Genomic DNA, 17,473 nt, shown 5'->3' with positions numbered 1-17,473 from the left:
TCTACTCCGCCTTTACATCGCCCTTGCTGTCACCCTTGGCAAACACGCGGCTCGCCAGCACGTCGCTGGCCTCGATCGACATCACGTCGTCGGATGTCAGCACGCGGTCGAGCCGCGACACCAGCCGGTTGGCTTGCCGCAGACGGATCCGATCCAGCGCATTGCGGATCGAGCGCGCGTTCGAGAACAATGGCTGGGTGCGCCGGACCGTGATGTACTTCTCGAACGCTGCACGCGCCTCCGGCGTGAAGCGATAGTTCTGCCCCTCCAGCATCCTCTCGGAGATCGTCAAGAGCTCCCCTTCGGAGTAGTCCGGGAAATCGATGTGATGGGCGATGCGCGAGCGGAAACCGGGATTGCTCTGGAAGAACTTCTCCATGCGGTCGGCATAGCCGGCAAGAATGACGACGAGGTCCTCGCGCTGCGACTCCATGATCTGCAGCAGGATCTCGATCGACTCCTGGCCATAGTCGCGCTCGTTCTCGGGCCGGTAGAGATAATAGGCCTCGTCGATGAAGAGGACACCACCCATCGCCTTCTTCAGCACCTCCTTGGTCTTCGGTGCGGTGTGGCCGATGTACTGGCCGACGAGATCGTCACGGGTGACGCTGATGACGTGGCCGCGCCGGACGAAGCCGAGCCGGTGCAGGATGCCCGCCATGCGCAGCGCGACCGTGGTCTTGCCGGTGCCGGGATTGCCGGTGAACGACATGTGCAGGGTCGGGAACGTGGTCGTCAGACCCATTTTCTGACGGATGCGCTCCATCAGCAGCAAGGAGGCGATCTCGCGGATTCGTGTCTTCACCGGGGTGAGGCCGACCAGTTCGCGGTCGAGCTGCTCCAGCACCGACGCGATGTCGACGCTCTCGAACTCGCGGCGCAGATCGATCGCTTCGACCGGCGTGGCCTTGTCGGCATCCGCCTGCGTGGCCTGCATCATGGGCTGGTGCTCCGCTTGGCCGAAGTTCGCACGCGCTGGCGGCAGGTCCTCCCGCGAACTCCGGCAAGCGGGGGACACCGTCGAATCGGACTTGATCAATGCGGCAGGGCCGGCGCTGAAGTCCCGCCAGGACCGGGACTCCAGCGCAGCCGCTCTCATGAGTAGCGCTCGCCTTCGGGGCGCTCGGCGGCGTAGGACCGCGTCGAATACCGCTGATTGCGTCCGACTGTTTCCTGGCGATCGAGCCGGAAGCCGGGCTCGTTCTGCGGCCGGTTGACGATGAAGGACAGCCGGATCGATTCCCAGCCATGGGAGGAATCGAATGCCGAGATGCGGATGTAGCGGTCGCCATAGATCTTCCGGCATTCGGAAAGCTCCCGCATGATGCCCGCGGCGTCGCGCAGGTCGAACATCGGCAGGCCCCACATCTCCCAATAGGTGTTGCGGGGATGCGGATCGTCGGTGAACTCGATGTTCACCGCCCAGCCCTTCTCGAGGCAGTACTGGATCTGGGCCGTGATCTGCTCGTCGGTCAGATCGGGCAGGAAGGAAAAGCAGCCTTGAGTCACGCGCATGTTGAGAGCTCCTGATGTTTTGCGGCCGGGCGGGCCGGTGTCCGGCCCGCAGCGCGGCGACGCATCGAACGAGGTTAAGCGGCGGGGGTGACGGTCGGCACGAAGTCCGGCGTATCCGTCGATTCGTAGTTGAAGGTGACGTCCTTCCAGATCTCCAGCGCCTCGCGCAGCGGCGTGCAGGTCTGCGCCGCCTTGGCCAGGATTTCCGGGCCCTCATGCACGTAGTCGCGGCCCTCGTTGCGGGCGAGGATCATCGCCTCCAGCGCGACGCGATTGGCGGTCGCACCGGCGGCGATGCCGCGAGGATGACCGATGGTGCCGCCGCCGAACTGCAGCACGACGTCCTCGCCGAGCAGATCCAGCAGCTGGTGCATCTGGCCGGCATGGATGCCGCCCGAGGCCACCGGCATCAGCTTGTTGAGGCTCGCCCAGTTCTGGTCGAAGAACACGCCATGCTCGAGCCGCATCGGATTGAAGTCCTCGCGGCAGATGTCGTAATAGCCGCGCGTGGTGTTCGGATCGCCTTCGAGCTTGCCGACCACGGTGCCGGCATGGATGTGGTCGACGCCGGCGAGCCGCATCCATTTGGCGATGACGCGGAACGAGACGCCATGCGAGCGCTGCCGCGTGTAGGTCGAATGTCCGGCGCGATGCAGATGCAGGATCATGTCGTTCCGGCGCGCCCACTTGGCCATGGACTGGATCGCGGTGTAACCGATGACGAGGTCGATCATGACGATGTTGGAGCCGAGCTCCTTGGCGAACTCGGCACGCTCGTACATGTCCTCCATCGTCGCGGCGGTGACGTTGAGATAGGTGCCCTTGATCTCGCCGGTGGCAGCCTGCGCCTTGTTGACGGCCTCCATGCAGTACAGGAAGCGCTCGCGCCAGTGCATGAACGGCTGCGAATTGATGTTTTCGTCGTCCTTGGTGAAGTCGAGGCCGCCCTTCAACGCCTCATAGACGACGCGGCCGTAGTTGCGGCCGGACAGGCCGAGCTTCGGCTTGACGGTGGCCCCGAGCAAGGGACGGCCGAACTTGTCGAGCCGCTCGCGCTCGACGACGATGCCGGTCGCGGGGCCCTGGAACGTCTTCACATAGGCGACCGGCAGCCGCATGTCTTCGAGCCGCAGCGCTTTCAGCGGCTTGAAGCCGAACACGTTGCCGATGATGGACGCCGTCAGGTTGGAGATCGAGCCCGGCTCGAACAGATCGAGGTCATAGGCGATGTAGGCGAAGTAGCTGCCCGGCGAGCCCGGCACCGGCTCGACCCGGTAGCACTTGGCGCGGTACTTCTCGGCAGCGGTCAGGCGATCCGTCCACACCACGGTCCAGGTCGCGGTCGAGGACTCGCCGGCCACCGCGGCGCACGCCTCGGTCGGATCGACGCCGTCCTGCGGCGTCACGCGGAACAGCGCGATGACGTCGGTGTCCTTGGGCTGATAGGACGGCTCCCAATAGCCCATCTTCTTGTATTCCATCACGCCGGACTTGTAGCGATCCTTGCCGCGGACGGTGATCGACTGGTCGTTCATGTGTTCCTCCTGAATGTTCGTTGTGGCCGTGGACGTCAGGCAGCTTCAGTCATTCCCCCAACTCGTGGATCGAGCGCACCGGAGCGGTAGCGCCTGGCCATCTCCGCCAGCGGAATGACCTTGATCCTGGATGCGTTGCCGGCGGCGCCGAACTGCTCGAAGCGCTCGCGGCACAACTCGCGCATCGAATCCATTGCCGGCTTCAGGAACTTGCGCGGATCGAACTCGACCTTCGACTGTGCGCCGACCTTGCGGAAGATCGCGGTCATCGCCAGCCGGCAGTCGGTGTCGATGTTGACCTTGCGCACCCCGTGGCGGATGCCGCGCACGATCTCCTCGACCGGGACGCCCCAGGTCTGCGGCATCTCGCCGCCGAACTGGTTGAACATGTCCTGCAGGCTCTGCGGCACCGACGACGAGCCATGCATCACCAGATGCGTGTTGGGCAGCCGGCGATGGATCTCCTCGATCACGTTCATCGCGAGGATCTCGCCGTCCGGCTGGCGCGAGAACTTGTAGGCGCCGTGCGAGGTGCCCATCGCGATCGCCAGCGCATCGACCTTGGTGGCGCGGACGAAATCGACCGCCTGGTCGGGATCGGTCAGCAGCTGGTCGCGGCTGACCTTGCCTTCGAGGCCGTGGCCGTCCTCCTGCTCGCCGCCACCATGTTCGAGCGAGCCGAGCACGCCGAGCTCGCCCTCGACGGAGGCGCCGACCCAATGCGCCATGTCGGTGACGCGGCGGGTGATGTCGACGTTGTACTCATAGTCCGCGGCGGTCTTGGCGTCGGCCTTGAGCGAGCCGTCCATCATCACGGACGTAAAGCCGTATTTGATCGCGGTGGCGCAGGTCGCCTCGTCATTGCCGTGGTCCTGATGCAGGCACAGCGGGATCTGCGGATACATTTCCTCCAGCGCGTCGATCATCTTCGACAGCATGATGTCGCCGGCATAGGAGCGCGCGCCGCGTGAGGCCTGGATGATGACGGGGGCATCGACGGCGGCGGCCGCCTCCATGATCGCGAGCCCCTGCTCCATGTTGTTGATGTTGAACGCCGGCACGCCGTAGCCGCGCTCGGCGGCATGGTCCAGCAATTGTCTGAGCGTGATCCGCGCCATGGTGGGTCTCCGTCCCTTGTTTCGATGTTCTGTCGTGTCGTGCGCCGTCAGTTGGCGCGCGCCCGGATGATGTTGCGCATGGCGGCATCGGCCACGGCCGCCGGCGTGATGCCGAATTCGCGGTAGAGCACATCGGCCGGCGCCGACGCGCCGAAGCCGTGCATGCCGACGAACTCGCCGGCATCGCCGAGCCAGCGCGCCCACTCGCCCTCGATCGCGGCTTCGACCCCGATGCGCGGACCGTTGCCGAGCACCTCGGCGCGATACTCCGCGGTCTGCTTGCGGAACAATTCGAAGCACGGTGCCGACACGACCGCCGCCTGCACGCCCTCCGCGGCCAGCAGCTTGGCCGCCTCCAGCGCAATCGCCACCTCCGAGCCGGTCGCAATCAAGGTGACGTCGCGGCCGGCTTCGGGCTCGACCACCACGTAAGCGCCGAGCGCCACCTTGTTGTGGTCGGACGTCTCGGTGCGGAAGGCCGGCAGCGCCTGTCGTGACAGGCAGAGCACCGAAGGCGAGGTCTCGGCGCGCAGCGCGCAGTCCCAGGCTTCCGCCGTCTCGACCGCGTCGGCCGGACGGAACACGAGAAGATTGGGAATGGCGCGCAGGCTCGGGACATGCTCGACAGGCTGGTGCGTCGGGCCGTCCTCGCCGAGGCCGATGGAGTCGTGGGTCATCACATGGATGACACGGATGCCCATCAGCGCCGCGAGGCGGATCGCCGGACGGTTGTAGTCGGCGAACGCGAGGAAAGTGCCGCCATAGGGAATGAAGCCGCCATGCAGCGCAACGCCGTTCATGGCCGCGGCCATCGCGTGCTCACGCACGCCATAGTGAATGTAGTTGCCGTCCATGGTCGATGGCGTGACGGATTTGTGCGTCTTCGCCTTGGTCAGGTTGGAGTGAGTCAGGTCCGCGGAGCCGCCGAGCAGGTTCGGCAGCACGGTCGCGATCACGTCGATGACGTTCTGCGACGCCTGGCGCGTGGCGATCTTCGGCTTCTCGGCCGTGAGCTGCGCAATGAATTGCGCCATGCGCTCGGTGTAGGCCGCTGGCAGCTTCTTGTTGAGCGCATCATGACAGGGTGAGCGATCGGCGCTGCAGAGTTTTCTCGCGCGTTCCTTCCAGGCCTGCCGCACGCTGCTGCCACGCGCGCCGATCTCGCGCCAGCTCACCAGCACGTCGGCGGGAACCTCGAACGGCCGGTGCGGCCAATGCAGCGCGGCGCGGGTCTTCTCGACCTCCTCCGGCCCGAGCGGCGCGCCGTGCGCCTTCTCCGACCCCTGGCGTCCGGGCGAACCAAAGCCGATGGTCGTACGGCACGCGATCATGGTCGGGCGATCGCTCTGCCGCGCCGCCGCGATGGCCATTTCGATCGCCTGGGGATCGTGGCCGTCGATGCGGCTGGTCGCCCAGCCCGAAGCCGCGAAGCGCGCGAGCTGATCGTCGGAGCAGGCAAGCCCGGTCGAGCCGTCGATAGAAATGCCGTTGTCATCGAACAGTACGATCAGCCGATTGAGCCTGAGATGCCCGGCGAGCGAGATCGCCTCGTGGCTGATGCCCTCCATCAGGCAGCCGTCGCCGGCGATCACATAGGTGTAGTGGTCGACGAGGTCGTCGCCATAGCGCGCGTTCATCAGGCGCTCGGCCAGCGCCATGCCGACAGCGGTCGCGATGCCCTGCCCCAGCGGCCCGGTCGTGGTCTCGACTCCCGGCGTGTGGCCATACTCCGGATGCCCCGGCGTCTTGGCGCCCCACTGCCGGAACTTCTTCAGCTCGTCGAGCGTGACGGACTCGTAGCCGGTGAGATGCAACAGCGCATAGAGCAGCATCGAGCCGTGGCCGGCCGACAGCACGAAGCGGTCGCGATCGGGCCAGGCCGGATCGGTGGGATCGAACTTCATGAAGCGGGAAAACAGCACGGTCGCGACGTCGGCCATGCCCATCGGCATGCCGGGGTGACCCGACTTCGCCTTTTCGACGGCGTCGATCGCGAGGAAGCGGATGGCGTTCGCCATCTCGGCATGGCTGGGATCGGCCTTGAGATCGGTCTTGGGGGCCAGCGTCTGCACGGCGGTGGCGGTCATAGCGTGCGCCTCTTTCGGTCCATCAGTTGCATGATCATGGGGGTGAGGATGAGCTGCATGGCGAGATCGAGCTTCGAGCCATGGATCACGATCGAGTTGGCGCGCGACATGAAGCTGCCCTGGATCATCGAGAGCAGATAGGGGAAGTCGATCCCGCGGGGGTTCTTCAGGCGGATCACGACCATCGATTCGTCGGGTGTCGGGATCCACCGCGCAATGAACGGGTTCGACGTGTCGACCGTCGGCACGCGCTGGAAGTTGATGTCGGTCTCCGAGAATTGCGGGATGATGTAGTTCACATAGTCGGGCATGCGCCGCAGGATGGTGTCGGTGACCGCCTCGGTGGTGTAGCCGCGCGAGGCGCGGTCGCGGTGCAGCTTCTGGATCCATTCGAGATTCATCACCGGCACGACACCAATCTTCAGGTCGGCATGCTGCGCGATGTTGACCTTCTCGGTGACGACGGCGCCATGCAGGCCTTCGTAGAACAGCAGGTCGGAGTCTTCCGGCAGCCGGCTCCATTCGGTGAAATTGCCGGGCCTCGTATCGTAGAGCCGCGCCTCCTCCTCGTCGTGAACGTAGTGGCGCGTGGTCCCGGTGCCGGTTTCGGAATAGTCTCGAAACGTCTTCTCGAGCTCTTCGAACAGATTCGTCTCGGGGCTGAAATGGCTGAAATGCTTGTTGCCGCGCTCGGCCTCCTCGACCATCTTGCGGCGCATCTCCTCGCGGTTGTAGCGATGGAACGCATCGCCCTCGATATAGGCCGCCTTGACGTTCTCGCGGCGGAAGATGTTCTCGAAGGTCTTCTTGACCGACGTGGTGCCGGCGCCCGACGAGCCCGTGATCGAGATGATGGGATGACGACGTGACATGACTTTTCTCCGGAAGGCGCGCTGAGCAGCGCTGGCTCAGCGAAACAGACCGCGCCGCGCGAACAGCGGCGCATCGCTGGTTTCGAACAGCGGCTCGACGCCCTCATGCAGCTGGTCGACATCGCGGACGAGCCGGACGTCCCCCATGATGAGGGGCGCACGCTGATGCGGCGAGCGCGCCGACAATTCGAGGATGCGGGCGCGGCCGCTCGATGCCGAGCCGCCGGCCCATTCCATGATCAGCGCCATCGGGTGCGCTTCGTACACCAGCCGCAGCCGGCCCTCGCGATAGCCTGGACGGGAATCAGCCGGGTAGAGGAACACGCCGCCGCGCATCAGGATGCGATAGGCCTCGGCGACGAGCGAGGCGATCCAGCGCATGTTGAAGTCGCGGCCGCGTGGGCCCGCGGCGCCGGACAGGCACTCGTCGACATAGTTGCGCACCGTGCCGCTCCAGTGCCGACGGTTCGAGGCGTTGATCGCGAACTCTGGCGTATCCTGCGGGATGCGGATCCCCGACTTGGCGAGGATGAATTCGTGCAGCGTCGGATGCAGCACATAGAGGTCGACGCGGCGGTCGATCGCGAGCACGAGACAGGTCTGCGGTCCGTAGACGAAGAAGCCGGCGGCGAGCTGCGCGGTGCCGGGCTCGAAGAAGCTGGAGAGCACGTCCCGGCCGCGCGGGCGGATCGAGAAGATGGTGCCGACCGAGATGTTGTTCTGCAGGTTCGACGAGCCGTCGAGCGGATCGATCGCGACGCAAAGTGGGGCAGCCTCATTGACCGTTTCCGGACGATCGCCCTCCTCGGACAGGATGCCGGCGACGGGGGCCCGACGCAGCGCGTCGCGCATGAGATTGTCGGCGACGATGTCGAGCGCCTTCTGGATGTCGCCGTCGGTGTTGACCGTGGCGGCGCCTTCGTCGACGCCCGACAGCGGGGCGATGGCGATCTGGCGGGCAAGCTCGCGTGCAGCGTCGGCAAGGGCCTCGATGACCGCGGCGCAGTCGGCGTCGGCGCCTTGCGATGCAAGATGAGCCTGCAATGTCTGATGATGATCCGGCTGAGTCATGGGCCACTCCCTCGCCATCAGCTCCTCTGTCGGGAACTTGATGAAGCTGCACGAAAGCGTCGTGCCGCGCCGCTATCAACACTCGATTTGCGTGATTAGGGAAATTTCGATATCTTTGGACTGACCAAAGTTTTCCTTATGCGAACGATCTCATCGAGGGTTCCATGAGCCGGCACTTCTCTCGTGACCTCACCATCCGCCAGCTTCGCGCGCTGGTGGCTGTGCAGAATTCCGGATCGGTGACCTCCGCGGCCAGCCGCCTGAACCTCACCCAGCCTGCGGTCACCCTGCAGATTCGCAATCTCCAGGAACTGGCCGGGCTGCCGCTGATCCAGCGCACCACGGACGGCATGATCCTGACGGAAGCAGGCCGCAGCGTGCTGGCGCTCGCCGAGCGCGTCGAGGCCGCCTTGCAGGATTGCGAGCAGGCGCTGGACATTCTCGCCGGACGCAGCGGCGGACGCGTCGCGATCGGCGCGGTCAGCACCGCGAAATATTTCGTGCCGTTTGCGATTGCGGAGTTCTCGCGGCGGTTCCCGAAGATCGACGTGACGCTGCGAATTGGCAACCGCGACAGCCTGCGCGAGGCGCTGCGCGGCTATGATCTCGATATCGCCATCATGGGCCGGCCGCCCGCCGACGTACCGGTCGACATGCGGCCGTTCGGCAAGCACCCGCACATCATCATCGCGCCAGCCAATCATCGGCTGGCCCGTCGCAAGCGGATCGCGGCCGAGGATCTCGCCGGCGAGGTGTTCATCACCCGAGAGCCGGGATCGGGCACCCGGCTGCTGATGGAGACCTTCTTCGAGAAGCATGGTCTGAAGCCGAAGACCAGCATGGAGATGGACAGCAACGAGACCATCAAGCAGGCCGTCATCGCCGGCCTCGGCATCGCCTTCATCTCGCAGCACACGGTGGCCCATGAGCTCGGCGAGGGCCGGCTGGTGACGTTGAAGGTTGCAGGCCTTCCGATCATCCGGCAGTGGCACGCGGTCCGGCGCGCCGACAAGCTGCTGCTGCCGCCGGCGCAGGCGATGCTGGATTTCCTCGGCAAGGAGGGCGCTCGGTTTCTGCCGAGCTGAGCGCGACACCCGAAGCCGTGACGGTGTCGCCTCGCGCATGGGCCGATCTCACCAGTCGATCACGAAACGGCAGGCGGATGCGCCCGCCGCTTCGCAGCTGATCTCGCGCGCGCGGGCGTTCCGATGCACCAGCCTTGCAAACAGCGTCTCGAAGGTCGCTGCGTAGAAGTCGCAAATCGAGTGATCGGTCCCCTGCCCGCGGCACAACGGGCAATGTCTGATCTCGTACACCGTCGGCCGCCCCGGACGGGAGGTGAAGATGCCGGTGCCGGCGAAGGTCCAGGCATGGGCCGAGATCGCGCGCGACAGCGCATGGCTGGCGAGGCGCGCCGGCAGCAGGCGAAGCACGCGCTGGGCGGGTTTGGGAATGCGGTGCGTGAGCAGATAGAGCGCGGTCAACTGCCCCGCCTTTGCGCTGACCACACGGGCGGCATCGTCGTCCAACGTGGCCCTGAGCGCGCGATGCAGACGGATGACTTCCGTCTCATCCACCATGTCGGCAGGCGGCGACGCGAGATATGGCTCAAGCCGCGCGGCCGCGAAGACACGGCGCGCGTCCCGCCCGCCGCGCAGCAGCCGCAAGGCCTCCGCGGTCTGGATGATCGCATTGGGGCCGATGCGGCCCCTCTCTGACTGATGGTTGAAGCTGGCCGTGTGCCTGCCACCGTCCTTCGAGACGCCCGCCTCCGGCGGGCTCCTCAGGACGAGGTCTGAATGTGAGGCGCGGTCCACAGCGCTCATGGGACTGCTCCCCTCATGGTGAGGAGCGCCGGTTGCGGCGCGTCTCGAACCATGAGGCCCCGAATGGTGCTGCATCCATGGACGCTTTCAGCGGCGCGATCCGAGGCGGCGGCAGCGCGCGGCAGCTCGAGGTGCTGGGCGCGCGCACCGCGCATCTCAGTGCACTCTCGTCTCAGCCTCTTCGCTCATCTGCTCGGTGCCGCCGCCGCAGGCCATCACCTGCGCCTGCTGTGGTCCGGTCAGCTTGCGATTGTGGCTCGTCTTCCATTCGACCCTGCCCGGCTCGGCGCGCTTGCGCGAGGTGTCGAAGCCGAAATCGACCTTGCCCTTGGATTGCGGCCCCCAATAATTGACGCGGCCGAGATCGTAGAATTTGCGCTCGAAGCCGGACTTCAGGAACGCCTTGAGGCAGCCGAGCAGATAGCGGCGGCGCTCGCCGGAGCCGGCCCAGGGATATGAGAACAGCGCCTTGTGCATGTAGAAGCGGCGATAGTTGTTCATGACGCCGTCGAGCAGCTCGCCGCGATCCATCGCGTCGGGCTTCATGATCGGGGTGACGAAATTGTACTTCTCGTAGTCGAAGATTTCGACCTTGTCGCCGAGATCGCGGAACAGGTCGGAGAACGGCCACGGCGTGTACATCGCCCAGTTGGCGAGATCAGGCTTCCAGTCGCGCGCCATCTGGTAGGTCTCTTCCAGCGTCTCGCGCGTCTCGTTCTCGAGGCCGACGATGAACTGAGCCTCGACGACGATGCCGGCGTCGCGCAAAAGCTGGATCGCCTTCTTGTTCTGCGCGACCGTGGTCTCCTTGTTGAAGCGGTCGAGCTTCATCTGCGCCGCGGCCTCGGTGCCCAGCGAGACGTGGATCAGGCCGGCCTTGCGATAGAGTGGCAATAGCGCCTCGTCGCGCAGGATGTCGGTGACGCGGGTGTTGATGCCCCAGAGGATCTTGAGGTCGCGGCGGATCAGCTCCTCGCAGAAGGCGACGAACTTCTTCTTGTTGATGGTCGGCTCCTCGTCGGCGAGGATGAAGAAGCCGACATCATGCTCGCGCATCAGGGTCTCGATCTCGTCGACCACCTTCTTCGGGTCGCGGATGCGATAGTCGCGCCAGAATTTCCACTGCGAGCAGAAGCTGCAGGTGAAGGGACAGCCGCGCGCCATGTTGGGGATGGCGACGCGCTTGTTCATCGGGATGTAGATGTACTTGCTCCATTCGAGCACGCTCCAGTCGGGCGTGATCGCGTCGAGATTCTTCACGGTCGGCGCCGCGACTGTGGCAACCACCTCGGTGCCATCGCGATAGGCGATGCCCTTGATGCTGCGGCGGTCGCTCTCCCAGCGGCCGTCCTCGCGGGCGCGCATCAAATCGACGATGATCTCCTCGCCCTCGCCGCGCACGATCGCGTCGATCCACGGCGCTTCCGTCAGCACCTGCTGATACATAAAGGTGGCGTGGATGCCGCCGAGCACGGTCAGCGCGTCCGGATGCTCCTCCTTGGCGATCTCCAGAAGACGCTCGGCCTTGTAGATCGAGGGCGTGATCGCGGTGCAGCCGATGACATCGGGCTTCTCACTGCGGAGGATGGCGCGGACCTGCTCCTCGGAGAGGTCGTTGGTCATCGCATCGATGAAGCGGAGATCGGTGAAGCCGGCCGCCTTGAGCGCGCCGGAGATGTAGGCCGCCCATGCGGGCGGCCAATTGCCGGCGATCTCCGCGCCGCCGGAGTGATAGTTGGGATGCAGCAACAAGATCCGCACGGCGTTCTCCCCCGGTTATCAATTTGTCACTACATCCTAACGTCAAGTTAGATTGACAAATTGATCTGGCGCAAACGCCGCGCGGATCGCACGCCGTTCAAGCCGCCTGCGCGAGTCCCATCTCGGCCCAGATCTCCGACAACGCCGACACCAGATGCTCGATGTCCTCGTCGGAGTGATACGGCGACGGCGTGATGCGCAGCCGCTCGGTGCCGCGCGGCACGGTGGGGTAGTTGATCGGTTGCACATAGATGCCGTAGCGGTCGAGCAGGATGTCGCTGATCCGCTTGCACAGCACGGGATCACGCACCATCACCGGCACGATGTGACTGGGATTATCGAGATGGCTGACGCCGGCTTCATCGAGGCGGCGACGCAGGCGCGCGACGCGATCCTGATGCCGGGCGCGCTCATGATTGCTGGCCTTCAGATGCCGGATGCTGGTCAGCGCACCGGCCGCCACTGCCGGCGGCAGCGAGCTGGAGAAGATGAAGCCGGAGGCGAAGCTGCGGACGAAGTCGCAGACGGTGTTGGAGGCCGTGATGTAGCCGCCGATCACGCCGAACGCCTTGGCCAACGTCCCTTCGATCACCGTCAGGCGATCAGCGACACCGTCGCGCTCGGAGATGCCGCCGCCGCGCGGGCCGTACAGGCCGACGGCATGGACCTCGTCGAGATAGGTCATCGCGTTGAACTCGTCGGCGACGTCGCAGATGTCGGAGATCGGCGAGATGTCGCCGTCCATCGAATAGACGCTCTCGAACGCAATCAGCTTCGGCACCTTCGGGTCGAGATCCGACAGCTTGTCGCGGAGATCGGCGACGTCGTTGTGGCGCCAGATCCGGGTCTCGCAGCGGCTGTGGCGGATGCCCTCGATCATAGAGGCGTGATTGAGCTCGTCCGACAGGATCACGCAGCCGGGCATGCGTCCCGCGAGCGTCGACAGCGACGTCCAGTTCGAGACGTAGCCGGAGTTGAACAAGAGCGCCGCCTGCTTGCCGTGGAGATCGGCAAGCTCGTCCTCGAGCAGGATGTGATAGTGGTTGGTGCCGCTGATGTTGCGGGTGCCGCCGGCGCCGGCGCCGCAGCGGTCGAGCGCCTCATGCATGACCTCGAGCACCTTGGGATGCTGGCCCATGCCGAGATAGTCGTTGGAGCACCACACCGAGACCTCGCGCTCGCCATGCGGGCCGCGATAGGTCGCACGCGGGAAGGCGCCGGCCTTGCGCTCGAGATCGGCGAACACGCGATAGCGTCCTTCGCGCCGGAGGCCGTCGAGCTGGCGGCGGAAATAGTCTTCGTAGTTCATGGTACTCCCCCCTGTGCTGTCGTGTTCGGATCGACCGGCGGCGTGACCGACACCGCGGCCAGTCCGGTGATGGTTTGCGCCTGCGCATCGGCGCGGGCTTGGCGATAGGCCTGGCGGAACTGCTCCTCGAGCCGCTGCCGCGCCAGCGCGGCGGCCGTCTTCTGCGCCGACATCGACGTCTTGGGCGCGGGCATGGGACGCTCCGCCTCGGGCGTGGCCGGCACGACGGCGAGCACCGGCCGCGCCATCGGCGTGACCGGCAGGGATGCCGGGAGGGCGGCGACGGCCGCCATGACCGGCTCCGCCGGCGCGCTCCAGCGCCAGAGATTGATGACCGGCATCGGCAGCGCCATAAAGCCGTGCTCGAGCAGGCCAAGCGCAATCAGCGATGCCAGCAGCGACAGCGCCACGCCATCGAAGGTTGATTTCGCGCCGAGCGCGGCAGCGGCGACGAGCACGGTCGCGGTGGTCGCAGCGGCGATCGAGAACGGAAACAGCAGGTTGATCGACTTCTTGGCGAAATAGCTGCGCATGAAGCGGACCTGCTGCGGCAGCAGCTCGTCGTTCAGGGTGCGCACGCCCAGAAACAGGTTGATCTTGGCGCTCTGCCTGAGCACCAGCAGCGCCGCGAAGGTCCACCAGCTCAGCCGGTTCGGCGCGCCGGATGTCACCGCGAACACGAGTCCCGCCGTCGCGATCAGCGCCAGCTCATGATAGGCGATCGCCTGCAGCGCGAAGCCGACGCGCGAGGCCGGCGTGCAATCACCAGGGCACGGCTCGGGCCGCGGCCCCGTGATCCAGCCGGCGAGCAGCGACATCTCCACCGTACCCCACAGCAGGATCGCGCAGGTGAAGGCGCAATAGGCGTTGGCATCCTCGGCGGCCTGGCTCGACACCGCCACGCCCGACAGGGCCGCGACGAAGGCCGCGGCCGTGCCCCATTTGAACGCAGCCGGATGGCGGGCGGCGAGCCCGACCAGCGCCAGCACGGCGCCGGTCGAGAACCACCAGACGAACACGACATAGGGAATGGCAATCGCGGTCGCGCCCATGGCCGGCTCCTTGTCACCAGGCGGGTTGCAGCCTGATCTCCCGTGGCAACTCGTTGCTCTTGGCCGGCAGCATGTACAGCCGGCCGAAGGTCAGCGCCGCCTTGAGCGGCAGCACCGCGCGCTTCAACGTGCCCATGATGCCGCCTTGCGCCTTGGCGTCGGCGATCGCCTCCGAAATCTCGCGAAGGCGCTTGAGACCCTCCCAGAAGCGCGGATTGTCGATGTCGAGCATGACGGGGAAGACCTGCCGCGAGATCTCCGAGGTGATCCGGAACACGCGCATGTCGTACTCGTCCACCGGCATGCCAAGCGCTTCATAGAAGGCCGGCCGCATGTGGTCGCGGACGTGCATGGTGGCGAACACCGCGAGCAGGAAGAACTTGATCCAGAGCTTGTTGTACCCGCTCAAGAGCTTCGGATCGGCGCGCATCAGCAGCGCGAACGCCTCGCCGTGCCGGAACTCGTCATTGCACCACTTCTCGAACCACTTGAAGATCGGGTGGAACTGGCGCTCCGGATTGCGCTCCATCTGGCGATAGATGGTGATGTAGCGGGCATAGCCGATCTTCTCCGACAAATAGGTCGCGTAGAAGATGAACTTCGGCTTGAAGTAGGTGTACTTCTTGGTCTTGGTGAGGAAGCTGAGATCGACCCCGATGCCGTGATCCTTGAGGATCTCGTTGATGAAGCCGGCATGGCGCGCCTCGTCACGGCTCATGAACTGGAACAGCTCGCGGATGTCGGGATTGGTGATCCGCTTCTTGATCTCGGCATAGAGCACGCAGCCGGAGAACTCGGCCGTCAGCGACGACACCAGGAAGTCCTTGAACTCGGCGCGAAGCGCCTCGGGCAGCTCGTTGAGATCCTTGTCGAACTCCGGCGTACGCACGAAGTGCTTGCGGTTGTGGTCTGCGCGCAGCTCGGCCATGACGGCATCCCATTCACGGCGGACGAGATCGACGTTGAGCCGGTCCATGGCCGCGAAATCGGTGGTGTAGAAGCGTGGCGTGAGGATCGTGTCCTCCAGCGCCATCTTGGTGGAGATGTTGCCGGAACCGCCTTCCATTGCGATCATCTGACCCTCCCATCCGAAAAGCTGACGTCGTACAATTCCGTGAGTTCGAGATAGCCCGCGACATGCATCATCATGCGCTTCAACGGGCCGGCCCGCACCACGGTCGCGGTCCGGCGCAGGTTGAGCTGCTCGCCGAACTTGACCGTGATCGGATCACCATGAATGACGACCTCGTCGCCCGGTCGGATGTTGACGTCGCGGTCGAGCGTGACATGGGCGTGCAGCGTCTCGGAGGTCTGCTCGACCTCGATGCTGCAGCCGATGTCGAAGCGGCGGGGCTCATTGGCCCATATTGCTCTCATCGCGTTTCTCCCATGCTCATCAGCTCCGTGAACCGGCGCTTGTTGTTGTCACCGAACGGCCCGAGATCGACGCGCCGCCCCGTCGCCGGATCGTCCAGGCTCATGCGGCCGTCGGCCCAGCGGTTGATCGTGAAGGCCGGCCCCGAGCCAATCGCGTGACGCTGGCGGTCGAATGCCATGCTGCGCAGGACCGTGCGCAAGAAGCCGTCGCCGCCGGCCTCGACGATGCCGACGACCTTGCCGCTGTCGGGCGACACGACGGAGATGCCGCCATCGGGACGGTCCTCGAACCGCAGCGCCACCGTCTGTACGGCGGCGGCGTGATCGGTGTGGACGATGCCTACCCCCGTCCAGCGGCCGACGCCGGCCGCGACCAGGGAGAAAATGACAAGGGCGAAGGCCGCGCGCAGCGCGCCCTTGGGAATGACGATCTCGGGTTCGGCGTGATGCTCGACATAATGTCCGGCATGGCCCTCGGCTTGGCTCATGACACCCTCCTCCTCATCACGCCGCGCTGGCGACCGCGCCCGCAGGCGTGCCCTGCGGTTGACCATTGACGGCCGCGATCGGCTGCGTAGCGACCGCGCCATCCGATGCCGCGACCAGCGCCTTGGCGAGGATCTCGGCCACCTCTCTTGCGTTTGCCACCCCGCGCAACATCGGCTCGACCTCGTTCAGCCGCCACGGACGGGCATGCGGCCACAGCAGCAGATAGGACAACCGCTGCTGGGCGGTGACGCCGAGCGGCAGATCGCCGGAGCCGTCCGAGAACAGCTTCACGTCGGCGCGCGAGACCTGCTTGAACGGCACGTTCAAGGTCATCGGCAACACGGCGCCGAACTGCAGCAGCACGCGCCTGGAGGTGATCGTGTAGCGCGTGGTCCGGCTGTAGAGCACCGCGAGCCCGATGAGCAGCACCGTCGCGATCGCCACTGGAATGACCAGCGACGACGCGCTGGCCAGCGACGCGGCGAGCGGCTGGTGATCCAGCGTGCCCGTCACCACGCGGGCGCCGAACAGCGCCGCGAAGTAGGCGAGCACCAGGCGCAGGTGGAAGACGCGCAGCAGCAGCGCCTTCACCGTGGGCTGTCCCTGCCACAGCAGGCGCTCGCCTGCCGGCAGCATCAGCTGATCCTGGTCGCGACGCGTGCTCACAGCAGCGGCTCCTGGCGCGCAGCGGTCGCATAGAGATGGCCGCCGCCATAGTAGCCGACGATCTTGTCCTCCTCGAGCTTGGTGACCTGGTCGGGCTTGGCGAGGCCGGGCACGTTGGCGAATTGCGAGCCGAGGATGGCGTCGACCAGCACCGCCTTGCGCGACTTGTCGACCACGCACATCGTCATCGGCAGCAGAACGTGGCGACCGACGATGCCGTCGACCTCGACTTCGAGATAGCGGATCAGCATCTCGGCGCGGTCAACCCACACTTCACGAATTTTGCCGCCGAGCTTGCCGTCGCAGCCGAACACCGGCATGCCGCGCGGATCCGGATCCTCCGAGGCGATGAAGATGCTGCCGTCGACGCGCAGCGGCACGATCGCCGGGATGTTGTCCATCGTCAGCTCCGGCTCGTCCTTGCGCGCGGCGTAGGAGCCCGGGCCGACGCCGTCGAGCATCGGATTGCCGGTCGGCAGATAGGGCGTGCCCGGCCAGGGATACATCGGCGTGACCGGCGCATCGGCGCGGTCGTTGTCCCAATTCGGCAGGGACGCGGTGCGGCCGCCATGCATGTGATAGGTCTTGCGGCTCGGCGGCGTCGGGAAGCCGTTGCCGCTCGAAGGGACCTGCCGGCCGATCCGGCCTTCGAACTGCAACGGATAGCCTTCGCGCTTGTCCTCGGTGCGCAGGTAGAAGATCAGGCCTGCGAAGAACACCCAGAAGCCGTAAAGCACGACCTGGGCGACATCGATGTAGCTCGTGAATGACGTCATGGCTTCCTCCCCGACTGGG

Annotated in this window: 17 protein-coding genes; 1 reads left to right on the top strand and 16 read right to left on the bottom strand. The window is 65.6% G+C overall.

Annotated features, from left to right (window positions below):
* Nucleotide 1: 1 nt before the first annotated feature.
* The 7 genes from cbbX to QXZ94_RS32470 form a co-directional block, all read right to left on the bottom strand.
* Nucleotides 2-937 (bottom strand): CbbX protein, encoded by a 936-nt coding sequence (gene cbbX / locus QXZ94_RS32500; RefSeq protein WP_315726671.1) that lies wholly within the window; start codon nt 935-937, stop codon nt 2-4.
* Between the two features lie 158 nt (nt 938-1,095).
* Nucleotides 1,096-1,515: a ribulose bisphosphate carboxylase small subunit gene (locus QXZ94_RS32495; RefSeq protein WP_172131562.1), complete on the bottom strand. Its 420-nt coding sequence runs from the start codon at nt 1,513-1,515 to the stop codon at nt 1,096-1,098.
* Nucleotides 1,516-1,589: 74 nt separating this feature from the next.
* Nucleotides 1,590-3,050, bottom strand: a complete 1,461-nt coding sequence (locus tag QXZ94_RS32490; RefSeq protein WP_315725340.1) for a form I ribulose bisphosphate carboxylase large subunit — start codon at nt 3,048-3,050, stop codon at nt 1,590-1,592.
* Nucleotides 3,051-3,085: 35 nt separating this feature from the next.
* Nucleotides 3,086-4,168, bottom strand: coding sequence for a class II fructose-bisphosphate aldolase (fba, locus tag QXZ94_RS32485; RefSeq protein WP_315725339.1), 1,083 nt, complete (start codon nt 4,166-4,168; stop codon nt 3,086-3,088).
* Nucleotides 4,169-4,215: 47 nt separating this feature from the next.
* A complete protein-coding gene (tkt, locus tag QXZ94_RS32480) occupies nt 4,216-6,255 on the bottom strand; it encodes a transketolase (RefSeq protein ID WP_315725337.1) in 2,040 nt (679 codons plus the stop codon).
* Entirely contained in the window at nt 6,252-7,127 is an 876-nt protein-coding gene (locus tag QXZ94_RS32475; protein WP_172131560.1) for a phosphoribulokinase, read from the bottom strand. The genes tkt and QXZ94_RS32475 overlap by 4 nt, the downstream gene beginning before the upstream one ends.
* Nucleotides 7,128-7,163: 36 nt before the next feature.
* Nucleotides 7,164-8,216 carry a class 1 fructose-bisphosphatase gene (locus QXZ94_RS32470; protein WP_315725334.1) on the bottom strand — a complete coding sequence of 351 codons (1,053 nt, stop codon included), beginning with the start codon at nt 8,214-8,216 and terminating at the stop codon, nt 7,164-7,166.
* A gap of 146 nt (nt 8,217-8,362) precedes the next feature.
* On the opposite strand from QXZ94_RS32470, the gene QXZ94_RS32465 reads away from it, so the two are divergent.
* Complete coding sequence (locus QXZ94_RS32465; RefSeq protein ID WP_172131558.1) at nt 8,363-9,283, top strand: LysR family transcriptional regulator; 921 nt, start codon at nt 8,363-8,365, stop codon at nt 9,281-9,283.
* Between the two features lie 48 nt (nt 9,284-9,331).
* Here QXZ94_RS32465 and bchJ read toward each other — a convergent pair whose 3' ends face one another.
* From bchJ to puhA, 9 genes are all read right to left on the bottom strand, one after another.
* Nucleotides 9,332-10,024 (bottom strand): bacteriochlorophyll 4-vinyl reductase, encoded by a 693-nt coding sequence (bchJ, locus tag QXZ94_RS32460; RefSeq protein WP_409998780.1) that lies wholly within the window; start codon nt 10,022-10,024, stop codon nt 9,332-9,334.
* 156 nt (nt 10,025-10,180) lie between these two features.
* Nucleotides 10,181-11,785 (bottom strand): magnesium-protoporphyrin IX monomethyl ester anaerobic oxidative cyclase, encoded by a 1,605-nt coding sequence (gene bchE / locus QXZ94_RS32455; protein ID WP_315725331.1) that lies wholly within the window; start codon nt 11,783-11,785, stop codon nt 10,181-10,183.
* Between the two features lie 97 nt (nt 11,786-11,882).
* Nucleotides 11,883-13,094: a 5-aminolevulinate synthase gene (hemA, locus tag QXZ94_RS32450; RefSeq protein WP_315725329.1), complete on the bottom strand. Its 1,212-nt coding sequence runs from the start codon at nt 13,092-13,094 to the stop codon at nt 11,883-11,885.
* On the bottom strand, nt 13,091-14,146 hold the full coding sequence (puhE, locus tag QXZ94_RS32445) for a putative photosynthetic complex assembly protein PuhE (RefSeq protein WP_315725327.1): 1,056 nt from the start codon (nt 14,144-14,146) through the stop codon (nt 13,091-13,093). Before puhE ends, hemA begins: the two co-directional genes overlap by 4 nt.
* Nucleotides 14,147-14,159: 13 nt before the next feature.
* On the bottom strand, nt 14,160-15,221 hold the full coding sequence (gene acsF, locus QXZ94_RS32440) for a magnesium-protoporphyrin IX monomethyl ester (oxidative) cyclase (protein WP_315725325.1): 1,062 nt from the start codon (nt 15,219-15,221) through the stop codon (nt 14,160-14,162).
* A complete protein-coding gene (locus QXZ94_RS32435) occupies nt 15,218-15,523 on the bottom strand; it encodes a hypothetical protein (RefSeq protein WP_315725323.1) in 306 nt (101 codons plus the stop codon). Before QXZ94_RS32435 ends, acsF begins: the two co-directional genes overlap by 4 nt.
* Complete coding sequence (gene puhC, locus QXZ94_RS32430) at nt 15,520-16,011, bottom strand: photosynthetic complex assembly protein PuhC (protein ID WP_315725321.1); 492 nt, start codon at nt 16,009-16,011, stop codon at nt 15,520-15,522. The genes QXZ94_RS32435 and puhC overlap by 4 nt, the downstream gene beginning before the upstream one ends.
* 16 nt (nt 16,012-16,027) lie before the next feature.
* Complete coding sequence (gene puhB / locus QXZ94_RS32425) at nt 16,028-16,678, bottom strand: photosynthetic complex putative assembly protein PuhB (RefSeq protein ID WP_315725319.1); 651 nt, start codon at nt 16,676-16,678, stop codon at nt 16,028-16,030.
* Complete coding sequence (gene puhA, locus QXZ94_RS32420; RefSeq protein WP_315725317.1) at nt 16,675-17,454, bottom strand: photosynthetic reaction center subunit H; 780 nt, start codon at nt 17,452-17,454, stop codon at nt 16,675-16,677. The genes puhB and puhA overlap by 4 nt, the downstream gene beginning before the upstream one ends.
* Nucleotides 17,455-17,473 lie beyond the last annotated feature (19 nt).

This window comes from Bradyrhizobium sp. SZCCHNS2022 (assembly GCF_032377575.1).
Lineage (GTDB): Bacteria > Pseudomonadota > Alphaproteobacteria > Rhizobiales > Xanthobacteraceae > Bradyrhizobium > Bradyrhizobium aeschynomenes.
The sequence above is the reverse complement of the archived record's forward strand: the minus strand, read 5'-3'. Positions and strand labels throughout refer to the sequence as shown.